Here is a 15609-nt window from a genome sequence, read left to right as displayed (position 1 = left end):
AAATTAACTGTTATATACTATGTGAAAATCAGAGGAGAAAGGGAGTAAGTATTATGAATATCGTGCAATCTATTACAATGCTTACACAACTACATCATCATACATGAAACCCTTGAACCTAGCGTGAAAACGTGTAGGTACAAGGGTTATTCCCGTTGTACCTACACTCTACTGAAGAGCCTTGTAGGTATTTTGTCTACAAGGCTCTTTTTATTTTCGGCTTAGGGGAATGAAATAGGCATACATTAGAAGGGGAAAGGTGTGAAAATTTAGATGACAAAATGGAAACGAGCAAACCCGAATGGAACGAGAGATTATTTATTCGAAGAATGTACGTTAATTGAAGAAGTAGAACAAAAATTAAGGCTTACTTTTTTAGAGAGAGGTTATGAGGAAATAAGAACACCTACAATTGAATTTTATGATGTTTTTGCATTTCAAAATAGACCGATAGATGAAGAGAAGATGTATAAATTTTTTGATGAAAAGGGAAGGATTATCGTTTTACGTCCAGATATGACAATTCCTTTAGCGAGAGTTATTGGAACACAGAGATGGGATACGCCACTTAAAGTGACGTATAGCGGGAATGTATTTCGAGCGAATGAATCCCATTCTGGAAAATATAATGAAATCGTACAAAGTGGTATTGAAGTTATCGGGATTGATAATGTAAGAGCTGAAATTGAATGTGTAATAAGTGTCATTCAAGCACTTCAAAAGTTGAAGGTGCAATCTTTTACAATTGAGATTGGGCAAGTACAGTTATATAAATGTATTGTAAAAAAACTCTCCATCCAGGATGAAGAAGAAAGGGTACTTAGAACGTATATAGAAAGTAAAAATTATGCAGCCCTCTCAAATTTTATCGGAGAAAAGAAATTAGATCGATGCGATGAGACAGTAAGATTACTTGAGAAATTGCCAAGGCTATTTGGAAATTTAGAAGTTATTGAGGAAGCAGAAAAGCTTGCTTCAAGTAATGAAATGAAAATGGCAATTGCAAGAGTAAAAGAAATGTATGAAACAATTGAAATGTTAGGATATGGTTCTTACATATCAATTGATTTGGGCATGATTCAACACTTAGATTACTATACGGGTGTTATTTTCAAAGGATATATATATGAAATTGGAGAAGAAATCGTTAGTGGCGGAAGGTACGATGAGCTAATTGGGAATTTTGGAGAAATGCTGCCAGCTGTTGGACTCGCGGTACAAGTAAATCAAATTGTGAAGGCGCTGCAAGAGCAGCAAGAACCATATGAACGAAATCAAATTGATATTGTGATTCATTATGAGTTAAATAGATTAGCGGAAGCAGAAAGGCTACGAAATTTACTTCGAAAGGATGGGGAAAATGCTTGGTTATCTCTATTCTCTAATTTAAGCGATACCTTTCAATTTGCAAGAAAAAATAAAATAGGAACGGTCGTTGAGGCAAAGAATGAATACTTAGTGGAATATGTATGGAATGAGAAATGGGTAGTCCAGAAAGAAGGAGAGGCTTCATGCGTAACATTCAAATTGCGTTAACGAAAGGAAGATTAGAAAAACATGTCATTCCACTTTTTGAGCAGATTGGAATTGATTGTTCCGAGCTCAAAAATAAAGGTCGGAAGCTTGTATTTCAAAGTAAAAATACAAATGTTTCATTTATTTTAGTAAAAGCGGTTGATGTTGCTACTTATGTAGAACATGGGGTAGCTGATATTGGCATCGTTGGAAAAGATATTTTAATGGAAAACGAGAAAGATATTTATGAAATGCTGGATTTAGGAGTGGGGATTTGTAAGTTTTGTGTTGCTTCTATTCCTACGTATAATCCGAAGAGTTACCGGAAGAAAAGAATTGCTACGAAATACCCGCATATTACTTCTACTTATTTTCATGATAAGGGAGAGGATGTAGAAATTATTAAAATAGAAGGTTCTGTAGAAATCGCTCCTCTTCTTGGATTGGCAGATGCGATTGTAGATATTGTTGAAACAGGAAAAACATTACAAGAGAATGGACTTATTGTATTTGAGGAAATGCACTCTATATCGGCTCGGATGATTGTAAATAAGGCAGCCTTAAAAACTAAAAAAGACGAAATATTCAGTATTGTAAATATGATGGAGCAAGAAATCTTATCAAGGAAATAGGAGGACTTAAAATGAAAATCATTTATGAAGACTTTAAGGAGGCATTATCTAAAGTAAAAGTGCTAAGAGAAAACGCTAATATAATAGAAGAAACTGTTCAAAGAAGTGTAAGAGAAATCATTAGAAATGTAAGGGAAGGGAAAGGTGAAGCTTTATCTTTCTATACAAAAAAGTTTGATGGTGTAGAGATGAAAGATTTTCGTGTAAGTGAAGAAGAAATACAGCAAGCGAGTATGTTTGTAACGAATTCATTTTTAGAAGCTTTAAAAGAGGCGAAGAAAAACATTGTTTCGTATCACGAAAAGCAAAAGAAGCACTCAATATTCGATTGTGAAAGTAAAGGCGTAATTAGAGGGCAACTCATTCGGCCGTTAGAAAATGTAGGTGTATATGTACCGGGTGGGACAGCCTCATATCCTTCTTCAGTATTAATGAATGTATTGCCGGCGAAACTCGCAGGTGTGAAAAAGATTGTAATGGTAACACCGCCGAGGAAAGGAGGAATTGATCCGCATATATTAGCTGCTGCAGATCTTGCGGGAGTAGATGAAATTTATACGATAGGTGGCGCACAAGCAATTGCTGCTTTAGCATACGGGACGGAATCGATTCCGAAAGTGGATAAAATAGTTGGACCGGGAAATTTGTACGTCGCTCTAGCGAAACGAGAAGTATACGGAATAGTAAATATCGATATGATTGCTGGTCCATCAGAAATTGTAGTTGTCGCGGATGAAACAGGTAATGCAAAATATATCGCAGCGGATTTATTATCGCAAGCAGAGCATGATGAGAGAGCAACGGCGATTTGTATTACAACGAATATAGAACTAGCTAAAGAAGTAGAAAAAGAGGTAGAAAGACAGTTAGAAACGTTACCAAGAAGTGAAATTGCACGTGAATCAATAAATAGAAATGGAGCCATCTTTATCGTTCCTTCTTTAGAGGAGGCGCTAAAGTTATCAAATGAAATTGCTCCAGAACATTTAGAGTTACATATAAAAGAACCGATGAATGCTCTAGATTATGTGAAACATGCAGGTTCTATTTTCCTTGGGTCATATGCACCTGAACCGCTCGGGGATTATTTAGCGGGACCGAATCATGTATTACCAACGAGCGGAACGGCAAGATTTTTTTCTCCGTTATCAGTCGATGATTTCGTGAAAAAATCAAGTTTTATTTCTTATACGGAGGAAGCATTAAAAAATGTACAGCATCATATTGTAGAGCTTGCAAATAAAGAAGGGTTACATGCACATGCGAGAGCAATCCAAATAAGGTTTGAGGAGGAACAATAATGCGTCAGTCCAGTCAAGTACGTGAGACGACAGAAACAAAAATTAAATTAAGTTTGCAGCTTGATGAAAGTACAAATGTATCTATTCAAACGAGGGTTGGTTTTTTCGATCATATGCTTACTTTATTTGCTAGACATGGAAGATTTGGATTGCAAGTTGAAGCAGAAGGTGATGTATTTGTCGATGCACATCACACCGTTGAAGATGTTGGAATTGTACTCGGAAATTGCTTGAAAGAAGCATTGCAAAACAAAGAGGGAATTAATCGTTACGGTTCTGCGTATGTACCGATGGATGAATCTTTAGGATTTGTCGCAATTGATATAAGTGGACGCTCATATTGTGTATTTCAAGGGGAATTAACAAATCCGAAGCTTGGGGATTTTGATACAGAATTGACGGAAGAATTTTTTAGAGCAGTTGCACATGCTGCCAATATTACATTACATGCGCGCGTTCTATACGGAAGTAATACGCATCACAAAATTGAAGCATTATTTAAAGCTTTTGGTAGAGCGCTTAGAGAAGCGGTCGAAAAAAATGCCAACATTACTGGTGTAAATTCAACGAAAGGGATGTTGTAATTGATTGCCATTATAGATTATGGAATGGGGAATATTCGCAGTGTAGAGCAAGCATTAAAATATATTGGCGCAGAGTACATTGTAACGAGTAATAAAAAAGAGATATTGAGAAGCGATGGCGTGATTTTACCGGGAGTAGGTGCATTTCCGAAAGCGATGGACGTATTAGAAGAAAGAGATTTAGTGTGTGTACTAAAAGAGGTTTGTGATATAGGAAAACCACTCCTCGGTATATGTTTGGGCATGCAGCTTTTATTTGAACGAAGTGAGGAACTAAAAGATTGTAGCGGGTTAGGTTTACTACCAGGGGAAATTCGTAAGTTAAAAGTTTCGTATAAAATTCCTCATATGGGATGGAATGAATTAAGGAAGGAAAGAGAATTTCCGCTTTGGAATGGATTAGTGGATGGTTCTTTCGTGTATTATGTTCACTCATATTACGCGGATTGTCCAGATGAAATTGTATGCGGAGTAAGTGATTATGGAATGCAAGTACCAGGGTTTGTAGCGAAAGGAAATGTATTTGGTGCACAGTTTCATCCAGAAAAAAGTGGTGAAATTGGCATGCAAATATTAAAAAATTTTCAAGGGGTGGTAGAAGCATGGAAATCTTCCCAGCTATCGATTTAAAAGAAGGACGATGCGTTAGACTTTATCAAGGAGAGTTTAGTAAAGAAACGGTGATGAATGAAGATCCGGTAGCGCAGGCAATCATATTTGAAAAGCTTGGAGCGGAAATACTACACATTGTTGATTTAGACGGTGCAATTGCTGGCGAGTCGTTAAATTTGCCCGTCATTGAAAAAATCTGCAAGGCGGTACGTATTCCTGTGCAAGTGGGAGGAGGAATTCGTTCACTTGTAGCGGTGGAGAAGTTATTGTCAGTAGGTGTAGAAAAAGTGATTTTAGGAACAGCAGCTCTTTATGATAAGTCATTTTTAGAGGAAGCAGTTCGTCTATATAAAGAGAAAATCATTGTTGGAATTGATGCGAAAAATGGTTTCGTAGCAACGAGAGGTTGGCTTGATCTGTCTGAAATTTCTTATATTAGTTTAGCGAAACAAATGGAAAGTTTAGGTGTTCAAACGATTGTGTTTACAGACATTTCGAAAGACGGGACGCTTGCAGGGCCAAATTTTGAACAATTGGCGTTACTTCAAAAAAGTGTGGGCATTCGTCTCATTGCCTCTGGAGGAGTGGCATCTATTCAAGATGTGAAAAAGTTAAATGATATGAATATATATGGTGTCATAATTGGAAAGGCGCTTTACGAGAAAACGATTGATTTAGAAGAAGTGTTACAGGTAACGAAGTTATGTTAGCGAAACGAATTATTCCATGTCTAGATGTGAAAGAAGGGCGAGTCGTAAAGGGTGTAAATTTTATAGGATTACAAGATGTCGGTGATCCGGTTGAAATAGCTGAAGCATATAACGTGGCAGGGGCAGATGAAATCGTATTTTTAGATATTACAGCGACTCATGAAGGAAGAAAAACGATTATAGATGTTGTAGAAAAAACAGCAGCTAAAGTATTTATTCCTCTTACGGTTGGCGGGGGGATTTCAAGTGTGAAAGATATGTACAATTTACTAAGAGCTGGAGCAGACAAAGTTTCAATAAACTCAGCGGCAGTGCGAAACCCGAAGCTAATAGAAGAGGGCGCAGAACACTTTGGATCACAATGTATTGTCGTGGCAATTGACGCTAGAAAAGTAGCAGAAGATAAATGGAACGTATACGTCAACGGCGGAAGAGTTGACACAGGAATGGATGCCATAGAATGGGCGAATCGTGTTGTTAAACTTGGGGCAGGTGAAATTTTGTTAACGAGTATGGATGCAGATGGAACGAAAAGCGGATATGACCTTCGTTTAACAGAAGAAATTTCAAAAAGTGTTTCTATTCCAGTCATCGCATCAGGGGGCTGTGGTCATACGGATCATATTATAGAAGTTTTTCAAAAGACAACAGTTGATGCAGCGTTAGCGGCATCCATCTTTCATTATGGTGAGGCGACAGTGCATAGTGTAAAGCGAAAATTAAGAGATGCAAATATTGAGGTGCGGTTATGAAACCTAATTTTTCAAAAGGATTAATACCGGCAATTGTCATCGAAGAAGGTACGAAAGACGTTTTAATGCTAGCTTATATGAATGAAGAAGCATATGAAAAAACGTTAGAGACGAAAAGAACATGGTTTTATTCTCGTTCGAGGCAGTCGTTATGGAATAAGGGGGAAACATCAGGGAATGTTCAATATGTGCAATCTTTATATTTAGATTGTGATCAAGATTCAATTGTTGTGAATGTGAAACAAGTAGGACCTGCTTGTCATACGGGAGAGAAGACATGTTTTCACTATCAAATTATATAGGGGGATACATATGGAAAATGCCTTTAAGTTGCTGTATAAAACAATTGAAGAACGAAAGGGAAGCCCACTTCCTGAATCGTATACAAATTATTTATTTTCAAAAGGAGAAGATAAAATTTTAAAGAAGATTGGTGAAGAGTGTGCTGAAGTAATTATCGCATGTAAAAATAATGATAAAGAAGAAGTAGTGAAAGAAATGGTTGATGTATTTTATCACTGTTTCGTTTTATTAGCTGAAAAAAATATTGCATTGGAAGATGTCATGCGAGAGGTGAAAGAACGAAATGGAAAGCTTTCGAGAGTTGGGGATAGAAGGGAAATAGATACATTATAAGGGGGAATGTATATGAAAGTAGATTATCATCTTCACTTAGAAGAAGGACCGTATTCAATAGGATGGCTTGCTAAAATAAATGAAGCGTTGGAATGTTATGAACCGCTTCAAGAAAGACATTCTATTGATTGGCTTATGAAAACACAAGAGCGTTTGCAAAAGCGTGTGAAGGAAGGGCCATTTACAACAGAATGGATAGATCTATATTTAGAAGAAGCTGTACGAAAAGGAATAAAAGAAGTGGGAATTGTTGATCATCTATATCGTTTTCATGAAGCAAAAGGATATTATGAAAAATATGTAGATATTAGTGATTCTAAGCTCGGTCGTATACAGAAAGAATGGTTGGATCAAGTAAGGGTAGTTTCACTGTATGATTTTACAAAGGCAATTGAAGAGGCGAAAGAACGATGGGGGAAAAGAGGTGTCACACTTAAACTTGGAATTGAAGCGGATTATTTTATTGGTTGTGAAGGAGAGTTAAAAGAATTATTAGCGCTAGGAGACTTTGATTATGTAATTGGTTCCGTTCATTTTCTAAATGGCTGGGGATTTGATAATCCAGATACGAAAGAATATTTTGAGGTGCATGACCTACGCGCATTATATGATATGTTTTTTAAAACAGTTGAGAGTGCGATTCGTACCGAGTTATTTGATATTATCGCTCATCTTGATAATATAAAGGTATTTAATTATCGATTGGATGAGAATGAACAGCTTTCTTATTATGAGGAAATTGCCTGTGCGTTAGTAGAAACGAATACGGCAACAGAAATAAATGCAGGATTATACTATCGTTATCCTGTTCGTGAAATGTGCCCAAGTCCACTATATTTACAAGTATTAGCTAAGTATGGTGTTCCAATTACGATTTCTTCGGATGCCCATTACCCAAATGATTTAGGGAATTATGTACAAGAAAATGTACAAACATTACGAGCTCACGGTGTTACTCAGGTTGCAACATTTACGAAGCGAGCAAGAGTAATGAGGTCGCTTGAAGAAGAAGTAACAAATTCAAAATGAAACGCAATTTTTTGATGAAAACGGTCCTTTTTGTTCAAAATAAGAAAGAATGAAAAGGAGGGTAAGAAATGGCGAAACAACAAAATAAACAAAATGTACAAGGTGCACAGCAACAAGCTTATACTTCTGAAACGAATGCTGCATCTCAATCGGTTATTGAGGAGCAAATTAGCGATACGGTTGCAGAAGGAACTATTGATGTGAAGCTCGGAAAAGAATCGCAGGAAAAAGCGTAAGAAAAGGGGAGAGTTGCATCTCCTCTTTTTTCATGGAAAAGTGTCGATTTTCAAAACTATAATCAAATTCCTTGGTTTTTATATGTGGATTTCTTACAATGAAATATAAGAGATGTCTTATTTTCTATAGAAGAGGTGTTAGTAGTGGCAAAAATATTAGTAGCGGGAAAAATTCCGGAAATTGGATTAGAACTATTAAAAGATCATAATGTAGAAATGTACAATAAAGAGGAGTTAATTTCTATAGATGAATTAACAGAGCGTGTAAAAGATAAAGATGCATTGTTAAGTTTACTTTCGACAAAGGTGCCAAAAGAAGTTATTGATGCAGCGCCTCATTTAAAGATTGTTGCAAACTATGGTGCTGGTTACGACAATATTGATTACACGTATGCGGGCGAAAAAGGAATTGCAGTTACGAATACACCGAAAGTATCAACGGAAGCGACTGCAGAATTAACATTTGCACTTCTTTTAGCAGCGGCGCGTAGAATTCCTGAAGGGGATACGTTATGTCGTACGACTGGATTTAACGGATGGGCACCGTTATTTTTCTTAGGACGAGAAGTTCATGGTAAGACAATCGGAATTATAGGTCTTGGAGAAATTGGGAAGGCTGTTGCAAAACGTGCGAAAGCATTTGGAATGGATGTTTTATATACAGGGCCAAATCGTAAGCTTGAAGCTGAAAGTGAACTGGGAGCAACGTATGTGACGTTGGAAGAATTATTACAAACAGCAGACTTTATTACAATTAACTGTGCTTATAATCCAAAATTACATCATATGATTGATGAAGAGCAGTTTAAAATGATGAAGAAAACAGCGTATATTGTAAATGCTTCACGTGGACCAATTATGAATGAAGCAGCACTTGCTCATGCATTAAAAACAAATGAAATTGAAGGAGCAGCTCTTGACGTGTTTGAATTTGAACCGAAAATTACAGAAGAGCTAAAAGAATTAAAGAATGTAGTACTTGCTCCACATGTAGGGAATGCAACATTTGAAACTCGTGATGCGATGGCTGAAATGGCTGTCAGAAATATTTTAGCTGTATTAAACGGCGAAGAGCCAGTAACACCTGTAAATCAAAAGGTATTAGTTACAAAATAAAAAGAAACCTTCCGGACTTGGAAGGTTTTCTTATTTTTCTTTATTCGCTTTTTTAGACGGTCTTTGTCTAATGAATTGAGATAACATGTACAAAATATATAGTGGAATGGCAATGAATAAGAAAACAGAAAAATTTCCAAATCCTGTTTGATACATTGTAATAATGATTCCAACTAAAAATAGTGTAATAATGATGCTATATCGTGGAATTGGTACATCTTTTAAACTTGGGATACGAATGCGGCTCACCATTAAAAATGCGAACGTTACAAATACGGTAATAAGAACGATTTTTGGAATGGTATGTGAAAATAATGTTAAGAAAGCAACAAGCCCTCCCGCTGCTGTAATCGGTACTCCAGTGAAATATTTCATTGAAGTAGAAGATGGTGTTACATTAAATCGTGCTAAACGATATGCTCCGAAAAGAGGGAATAATCCCGCTATGTATAATCCGATGATTCCGTAGTTTGAGAAAGATGTGTAATACATTAAAACAGCTGGTGCTGCACCAAATGTTACGACATCTGCAAGCGAGTCGAGCTCTTTTCCCATTTGTGAATCAACACGTAATAAACGAGCAACACGACCATCAAGACTATCTAACATCATCCCGATAAGTACTAAAATAGCAGCTGATTTATAATATCCTAAAGATGCATAGCCGATTGATAAAAATCCGCTATATAAATTTCCGAGCGTAAATAAGTTTGGAATAGCTGCTCTATACAAAATCTGATCCCTTGCTTTCTGTAATAAATTCTTAATTAGTGTATGAAAGTTTACTTATTTTATCATACCATAAATTTATTCCTCATACGAAAGAAATTACCAATTTGTGAAAGATTTCATAGAAGGATGGTTTGAAAATTAAGTGAAAATAAAAAGAGGAAGCAACTTGTATAAAGTTGCTTCCTTTACTATTCAAATTTCGTTGTCATCGTTCCAGTTTTATATCGATTATTAGGATCGAAGCGTAATAAATCTCCATAAATTAATTTGTCGGAGAATTTTAATTCTGTTTTTGCTTTTTCAATATACGGCTGACATAGCGTCATGTCAGCTTCTTCACCCGTACTTCTTTTGTAGCACATATTTTTTGTATAAACATACTCTTCAGAAACAAAGCTACCATCACGCATTACCATAAGCGGGTCTTTCTCTTTAATAAATAAGTCAGTTCCAAATTCAACGGATTTATTTGTTTTAATACCAAGTAAATGAAGGAGCGTTGGCTTAATATCAATTTGACCGGATACTTTAGAAACAACTTTTCCTTCTTGGCCAGGCACATGAATAATAAGAGGGACTCGTTGTAATTGCATAGAATCGAATGGTGTAATAGTATCTTTTCCTAGGAACTGTGCCATAGCTGTGTTATGGTTTTCGGAAATACCGTAATGATCACCATAAATGACAATAACGGAATTATCATATAATCCTTCTTCTTTTAATTGTTGAATAAATAATTTAAGAGCTTCATCTGTGTAACGAACAGTTGGGAAGTAGCGGTTTACAACACCACTTTCCGAGTTGAATTCATCAACATATTGATCTTCCGGATTTAGAAGAAACGGAAAATGATTTGTTAATGTAATAAATTTTGTATAGAACGGTTGCGGTAAAGATTTTAACTTTGGAATAGATTGTTCAAAGAACTCTTTATCTTTTAATCCCCAACCGACAGACATTTGCTCCGTTCCTGCGTAATCATTTAAATTAAAATAACGATCATATCCAAGCGCAGGATACATTACATCCCGATTCCAAAACGTTTTATCGTTTGAATGGAAGACGGCAGAAGAATATCCGTATTTCTTTAATTGTTCTGGTGTCGCTGTGTATTCATTTGTTGCATGAGTAAAGAATACAGAACCACGATCTAGCGGATAAAGTGAGTTTTCAACGATAAATTCAGCATCAGAAGTTTTGCCTTGTCCAGTTTGATGATAGAAGTTATCGAAATAGAAACTATCCTTAATAAATTCATTTAAAAATGGTGTAATTTCTTTTCCATTTATTTTTTTATTAATAACAAAGTTTTGTGTAGATTCCATTGAAATTAAAATTACATTTTTACCTTTTGCAGCTCCAAATAAGTTTTTATCAAATTGTTTGTCTTTTGAGTCTGTATAGTTTTTAATTTCAGAAAACCCATCCCCACTTGCAAATACACGCTCAGCTGAAGACTTGGATTGAAGCGTAATATCAAATAGATGGTATGTGTATAAACCTAAATTCTTCACGACAGTTTGACGGTCAAATGAGCGCGAGAACATTTGTGGTTTATAAATAACTGATACAACAATTTGTAGTGCTAATAAAGCTGTTACACCGCTAAAGAAAGTTCGCTTCTCTGAGCGGGAAAGTGGTGTTTTGTCGCCAAATGATGGGAATTTACGTGAAATAAACATTAAAATAATTGCATCTGCAAATAAAAGTAATGTTTTGTACGTAAAGAGTTCTTTTATACTTGTCCCTAAATCAGCCATATTGTTTGTTTGGAATAAAACCGGGAAAGTAACGAAATCGTTATAGAACCCATAAAACATTGCGTTTCCAAATAAAATAAATGACAGTATAAAACTGATTCCAATTATAATTCGGTTTCGGTGCTTAGATGCAAGTAAAGCTAAGCCGAAAAATAAAAGTAACGCAGCTAGTGGATTGATAAAAAGCATGAATTCTTCAAAGAAATTATCAATTTTAATATCAAATGCTAGCTTGTACACAATATATGTTTTAATCCATAGTAAAACGACTGCAACGAGTGCAAATCGCAGTTTTGGAAACAGATGTTGTAGCATAATATACTCCTCTCCTAAAAAGCATGACAGTTCTTGTGAGTCAGTTTGCTTAACGACTCATTTTATATATACGAACAGTCCTTTGTTATTATGATTATTATACTATGAGTATCATTATACGAAAATAAAAGAAGGTTGTGGGCTTTTTTATAATAATCGAGTAGAAAAAGAGTGGTGGGAGACAATAAAACAGAATTTCTATGTATGATAATTATCGTACGCAGAAAGAATCGCGTGATAATACGGAGGTTATAATGCGAAAATTATTATATTTTATAGCATGCAGTAGTGTTATACTTTTTACTTCACCGAGTGTGTCGGTAGCCCAATATGATGCACCTCTTATGGAAGATGCACTTTATTCTGTTTTATTTCCAAAAATAAATAAAGCAATTGAAAAACAATATGGAAGTTTGAAACCTTATCAATGTCCTAAAATTATTAGTTTAAAAAAAGTGTATAGCGGTACATATTTATTTCAAGCAAGTATTGAAGTGACAAAGTATGAACGTGTTGCTGGGAAAATTGCTCCACCATTTGAGAAGGTAACGATTACATTTAATAACGAAGAAGGCGAATGGGAAGTGACAAAGATTTCAGTAAAGCGCTTACCAAATGATACGAAACTAAACTGTAAAAAAACAATATAAAAAATTGTTTGACAAATAAAATGGTCCTTTGGTATTGTTAATAGCAACAATTAGATGTTTGAAAATTAAATAGACTTACCTCATCTACTCTCAAAGGTAGAGGCCGCGATAGGAAAGAGTAAGCTATGGGAGATTTAATGGAATCTGTGATCATAGGTTGAAAGGGACTATTGCCGAAATATAAGAATAACCATCTTATTCATATATTGGGACTGCATTGAATAAATGTAGTACTGTCATAAGATTTATTTTATGGAGAGCTATTTGGAGATGTTGATGCGGTTTCTTATTTTGAGGAGATAACAACTCGTTTATTTTTTCAATATATATTTTTCCTAATAAGAAACGCGTGTGAACATTGTTCCGCGCGTTTTTTGTCTATCTAAAAGCGTGCTGCAATGAATAGAAGATTGGGGTTATGAGTTTTAGAGGAAATAAGGGAGGAATTTAAATGTATTTACACGGCACAAGCCGAATTAATGGGCAAGGACACTTAGAAATTGGAGGGTGCGATACGACGCAGCTAGCAAAGCAATACGGAACACCACTTTATGTATACGATGAAGAGTCTATTCGAGGAAAATGCCGAGCATTTCATCGTGCTTTTAAAGAAAGTGGTTTCTCTTATCAAGTAGCATATGCAAGCAAGGCGTTCTTGTGCATGGAGATGTGCCGAGTAGCTCGTGAAGAGAGTATGTCATTAGACGTTGTTTCTGGGGGAGAATTATATACTGCGCTCCAAGCAGGATTTCCGGCATCACGTATTCATTTTCATGGAAATAATAAAACAGAAGAAGAAATAGTGATGGCTCTTCAGGCGAATATCGGTTGTTTTGTCGTAGATAATTTCTTTGAATTAGAAGTTTTACACGATTTAGCGATGCAACATGGGAAATTTGTGAACATATTAATTCGTGTAACGCCTGGAGTAGAGGCGCACACACATGAATATATTACAACAGGTCAAGATGATTCGAAATTTGGATTTGGTGTTTCAAACGGTCAAGCGATGCAGGCAATTGGATTTGCTTTACAAAAATCAAATTATAATGTGCTAGGGATCCATTCACATATTGGGTCGCAAATATTTGAAACAGCTGGTTTTGTTCGAGCAATTGAAGTTCTTCGCCAATTTTTAGAAGAAGTGAGAGAGCAAACAAACTATGTAGTAAAAGTGTTAAATGTAGGCGGGGGATTTGGAATACGTTACACAGAGTCAGATACACCATTAACTCTTGAGACATATGTGCGAGCTGTAACAAGTGCAGTGAGAGAACAATTTACTGTATGTGAATATCCATTGCCAGAAATATGGATTGAGCCAGGCCGTAGCATTGTAGGTGATGCTGGGACAACAATTTATACAGTTGGATCTGTGAAAGATATTCCTGGTATTCGGAAATATGTATCAGTCGATGGTGGAATGACAGATAATTTAAGACCTGCTTTATATAGTGCGCGTTATGAAGCGATGTTAGCGAATCGAGGGAATGATGAGAATGAGGAACTCGTTTCGATTGCTGGGAAATGCTGTGAGAGTGGAGACATGTTGATTTGGGATATTCATTTACCGAAAGTCGCTGCTTCTGATTTACTAGCAGTTTCCTGTACAGGAGCATACGGGTACTCGATGGCGAATAATTACAATCGGATTCGAAGACCAGCCGTTGTCTTTGCAAAAGGCGGAACATCGCAAGTAGTTGTGGAACGCGAAACATATGAAAATATTATTGGGAACGATCGCATACGTATTAAAGAGCTTGTCTAAATAGGAAAAGGAGTTGTTCGAATGGACAATTCCTTTTTTATAAAATAAAATAATTAAAATATATCGGAAAACTAGGATTGAAAAAAATCAGAATTGTGATAAAATACAAATACAAAGCTTATCAAGAGAAGCGGAGGGAACTGGCCCGAAGAAGCTCGGCAACCTGCTTATAGAAAGCAAGGTGCTAAATCCAGCAAAATGGGATCCATTTTGAAAGATAAGGTAAAATATATTACCGAACAGTCTTTTCGAAATGGGAAAGATTTTTTTTATGAATAAAAAGGGGGGCTGTTCGCGTGAGTGTACGGGAACATTTTGATGAAGTATCCGAGAAGATTGAAGCGATGCTTGCTGATATGAAATATGGTTCAATTACAATTGTTGTGCAAGATGGAAAAGTAATTCAGTTAGAGAAAAGTGAAAAAGTACGTTTAAAGTGAAAAGCGCTGACTAGAAAAACTAGAGGCGGTTTTAACCTATTTTCATTAGGTTAAAACCGTCTTTTTGCTTTTACAGGGGGAAAAAACATGTTGACGTATGAAACGTGGGAAGAAAATGTTGTTTCGTTTTCGGAAGAAGATGAAACAAAAGGTGCGTTATCAGTATTAAATTGGGCTTATAAAGAATATAAAGATGAGGTTGTCTACGCATGTAGCTTTGGGGTGGAAGGTATGGTATTGCTGCACATTATAAACCAAGTAAATCCATCTGCTAAAGTTGTATTTTTGGATACAAATGTTCATTTTCAAGAAACGTATGAATTAATTCAAAAAGTGCGGGAACGATTTCCTTCATTGAATATTATAGAAAAACAGCCAGAACTTACACTTGATGAACAGGCGAAGTTGCATGGTGAAAAACTGTGGGAGAGCAATCCGAATCTTTGTTGTAAGATTAGAAAAATTTTACCTTTAGAAAAATCATTAGTCGTGGAAAAAGCATGGATATCGGGCTTAAGAAGGGAACAATCAGAAACACGTAAGCATACAAAGTTTATAAATCAAGATCATCGTTTTCAATCTATTAAAGTTTGTCCACTCATTCATTGGACGTGGAAAGAAGTTTGGCGATATGTATACAAACATAGCTTGCCGTATAACCCGTTGCATGATGTTGGCTATCCAAGTATTGGGTGTGAGAAATGTACGTTACCTGTAGGGGATGGTGGCGATTCAAGAGATGGTAGATGGGCTGGAAAAGTGAAAACTGAATGTGGTCTTCATTACCAATAAGATGAATCTTGAAATAAAGCGAAGAGAGG

Annotated in this window: 18 protein-coding genes and 2 riboswitches; of the genes, 16 read left to right on the top strand and 2 right to left on the bottom strand. The window is 36.0% G+C overall.

Features of this window, described 5'->3' with window-relative positions:
- The first annotated feature begins 273 nt into the window (after positions 1–273).
- The 12 genes from DN404_RS09135 (at position 274) to DN404_RS09080 (ending at position 9123) form a co-directional block, all read left to right on the top strand.
- Complete coding sequence (locus tag DN404_RS09135) at positions 274–1536, top strand: ATP phosphoribosyltransferase regulatory subunit (protein WP_086389298.1); 1263 nt, start codon at positions 274–276, stop codon at positions 1534–1536.
- Complete coding sequence (hisG, locus tag DN404_RS09130; protein WP_086389299.1) at positions 1512–2147, top strand: ATP phosphoribosyltransferase; 636 nt, start codon at positions 1512–1514, stop codon at positions 2145–2147. Before DN404_RS09135 ends, hisG begins: the two co-directional genes overlap by 25 nt.
- An 11-nt stretch (positions 2148–2158) precedes the next feature.
- On the top strand, positions 2159–3448 hold the full coding sequence (gene hisD, locus DN404_RS09125; protein ID WP_149214982.1) for a histidinol dehydrogenase: 1290 nt from the start codon (positions 2159–2161) through the stop codon (positions 3446–3448).
- Positions 3448–4032: an imidazoleglycerol-phosphate dehydratase HisB gene (gene hisB / locus DN404_RS09120; RefSeq protein ID WP_001249960.1), complete on the top strand. Its 585-nt coding sequence runs from the start codon at positions 3448–3450 to the stop codon at positions 4030–4032. The genes hisD and hisB overlap by 1 nt, the downstream gene beginning before the upstream one ends.
- Positions 4033–4662, top strand: a complete 630-nt coding sequence (hisH, locus tag DN404_RS09115; protein ID WP_000560361.1) for an imidazole glycerol phosphate synthase subunit HisH — start codon at positions 4033–4035, stop codon at positions 4660–4662.
- Positions 4635–5354 (top strand): 1-(5-phosphoribosyl)-5-[(5-phosphoribosylamino)methylideneamino]imidazole-4-carboxamide isomerase, encoded by a 720-nt coding sequence (gene hisA, locus DN404_RS09110; protein WP_000402296.1) that lies wholly within the window; start codon positions 4635–4637, stop codon positions 5352–5354. The genes hisH and hisA overlap by 28 nt, the downstream gene beginning before the upstream one ends.
- The gene (hisF, locus tag DN404_RS09105) at positions 5348–6106 is read left to right on the top strand and encodes an imidazole glycerol phosphate synthase subunit HisF (protein ID WP_000880112.1); all 759 of its coding nucleotides are present in this window, start codon (positions 5348–5350) and stop codon (positions 6104–6106) included. The genes hisA and hisF overlap by 7 nt, the downstream gene beginning before the upstream one ends.
- On the top strand, positions 6103–6408 hold the full coding sequence (gene hisI, locus DN404_RS09100) for a phosphoribosyl-AMP cyclohydrolase (RefSeq protein WP_000803955.1): 306 nt from the start codon (positions 6103–6105) through the stop codon (positions 6406–6408). Before hisF ends, hisI begins: the two co-directional genes overlap by 4 nt.
- Before the next feature lie 10 nt (positions 6409–6418).
- Entirely contained in the window at positions 6419–6742 is a 324-nt protein-coding gene (gene hisE, locus DN404_RS09095) for a phosphoribosyl-ATP diphosphatase (protein ID WP_000426358.1), read from the top strand.
- A gap of 12 nt (positions 6743–6754) precedes the next feature.
- Positions 6755–7771, top strand: a complete 1017-nt coding sequence (locus DN404_RS09090) for a histidinol phosphate phosphatase domain-containing protein (RefSeq protein WP_000861838.1) — start codon at positions 6755–6757, stop codon at positions 7769–7771.
- Positions 7772–7839: 68 nt separating this feature from the next.
- Positions 7840–8007 carry a YozQ family protein gene (locus tag DN404_RS09085; RefSeq protein WP_001118878.1) on the top strand — a complete coding sequence of 56 codons (168 nt, stop codon included), beginning with the start codon at positions 7840–7842 and terminating at the stop codon, positions 8005–8007.
- Positions 8008–8151: 144 nt separating this feature from the next.
- Positions 8152–9123: an NAD(P)-dependent oxidoreductase gene (locus DN404_RS09080; RefSeq protein WP_001062858.1), complete on the top strand. Its 972-nt coding sequence runs from the start codon at positions 8152–8154 to the stop codon at positions 9121–9123.
- A gap of 30 nt (positions 9124–9153) precedes the next feature.
- Here DN404_RS09080 and pssA read toward each other — a convergent pair whose 3' ends face one another.
- Together pssA and DN404_RS09070 are read right to left on the bottom strand one after the other, a co-directional pair.
- Entirely contained in the window at positions 9154–9855 is a 702-nt protein-coding gene (gene pssA, locus DN404_RS09075) for a CDP-diacylglycerol--serine O-phosphatidyltransferase (protein ID WP_000285417.1), read from the bottom strand.
- Positions 9856–10043: 188 nt separating this feature from the next.
- Complete coding sequence (locus DN404_RS09070) at positions 10044–11930, bottom strand: LTA synthase family protein (RefSeq protein WP_149214981.1); 1887 nt, start codon at positions 11928–11930, stop codon at positions 10044–10046.
- A 254-nt stretch (positions 11931–12184) separates the two neighbouring features.
- Between DN404_RS09070 and DN404_RS09065 the strand changes: the two genes are divergently transcribed.
- The 4 genes from DN404_RS09065 (at position 12185) to DN404_RS09050 (ending at position 15580) form a co-directional block, all read left to right on the top strand.
- Positions 12185–12580: a DUF3888 domain-containing protein gene (locus tag DN404_RS09065; protein WP_001228823.1), complete on the top strand. Its 396-nt coding sequence runs from the start codon at positions 12185–12187 to the stop codon at positions 12578–12580.
- An 89-nt stretch (positions 12581–12669) separates the two neighbouring features.
- Positions 12670–12851, top strand: a riboswitch (Lysine riboswitch).
- A gap of 180 nt (positions 12852–13031) precedes the next feature.
- Positions 13032–14348, top strand: coding sequence for a diaminopimelate decarboxylase (lysA, locus tag DN404_RS09060; protein WP_000280676.1), 1317 nt, complete (start codon positions 13032–13034; stop codon positions 14346–14348).
- Between the two features lie 115 nt (positions 14349–14463).
- A riboswitch (SAM riboswitch) is annotated at positions 14464–14572 on the top strand.
- A gap of 72 nt (positions 14573–14644) precedes the next feature.
- A complete protein-coding gene (locus DN404_RS09055; RefSeq protein ID WP_000116158.1) occupies positions 14645–14788 on the top strand; it encodes a YezD family protein in 144 nt (47 codons plus the stop codon).
- Positions 14789–14875: 87 nt separating this feature from the next.
- On the top strand, positions 14876–15580 hold the full coding sequence (locus tag DN404_RS09050; protein ID WP_000959020.1) for a phosphoadenylyl-sulfate reductase: 705 nt from the start codon (positions 14876–14878) through the stop codon (positions 15578–15580).
- Positions 15581–15609 lie beyond the last annotated feature (29 nt).

The organism is Bacillus sp. TE8-1 (assembly GCF_008368855.1).
In the GTDB taxonomy this organism is placed as follows: domain Bacteria; phylum Bacillota; class Bacilli; order Bacillales; family Bacillaceae_G; genus Bacillus_A; species Bacillus_A cereus.
This window is presented reverse-complemented; position numbering and strand designations above follow the sequence as displayed.

Excerpts from the sequence above, each read along its gene's own strand:
- DN404_RS09135 (WP_086389298.1), top strand. The coding sequence starts at position 274 with ATGACAAAATGGAAACGAGCAAACCCGAATGGAACGAGAGATTATTTA.
- hisG (WP_086389299.1), top strand. The coding sequence starts at position 1,512 with ATGCGTAACATTCAAATTGCGTTAACGAAAGGAAGATTAGAAAAACAT.
- hisD (WP_149214982.1), top strand. The coding sequence starts at position 2,159 with ATGAAAATCATTTATGAAGACTTTAAGGAGGCATTATCTAAAGTAAAA.
- hisB (WP_001249960.1), top strand. The coding sequence starts at position 3,448 with ATGCGTCAGTCCAGTCAAGTACGTGAGACGACAGAAACAAAAATTAAA.
- hisA (WP_000402296.1), top strand. The coding sequence starts at position 4,635 with ATGGAAATCTTCCCAGCTATCGATTTAAAAGAAGGACGATGCGTTAGA.
- hisF (WP_000880112.1), top strand. The coding sequence starts at position 5,348 with ATGTTAGCGAAACGAATTATTCCATGTCTAGATGTGAAAGAAGGGCGA.
- hisI (WP_000803955.1), top strand. The coding sequence starts at position 6,103 with ATGAAACCTAATTTTTCAAAAGGATTAATACCGGCAATTGTCATCGAA.
- hisE (WP_000426358.1), top strand. The coding sequence starts at position 6,419 with ATGGAAAATGCCTTTAAGTTGCTGTATAAAACAATTGAAGAACGAAAG.
- DN404_RS09090 (WP_000861838.1), top strand. The coding sequence starts at position 6,755 with ATGAAAGTAGATTATCATCTTCACTTAGAAGAAGGACCGTATTCAATA.
- DN404_RS09085 (WP_001118878.1), top strand. The coding sequence starts at position 7,840 with ATGGCGAAACAACAAAATAAACAAAATGTACAAGGTGCACAGCAACAA.
- DN404_RS09070 (WP_149214981.1), bottom strand. The coding sequence starts at position 11,930 with ATGCTACAACATCTGTTTCCAAAACTGCGATTTGCACTCGTTGCAGTC.
- DN404_RS09065 (WP_001228823.1), top strand. The coding sequence starts at position 12,185 with ATGCGAAAATTATTATATTTTATAGCATGCAGTAGTGTTATACTTTTT.
- lysA (WP_000280676.1), top strand. The coding sequence starts at position 13,032 with ATGTATTTACACGGCACAAGCCGAATTAATGGGCAAGGACACTTAGAA.
- DN404_RS09050 (WP_000959020.1), top strand. The coding sequence starts at position 14,876 with ATGTTGACGTATGAAACGTGGGAAGAAAATGTTGTTTCGTTTTCGGAA.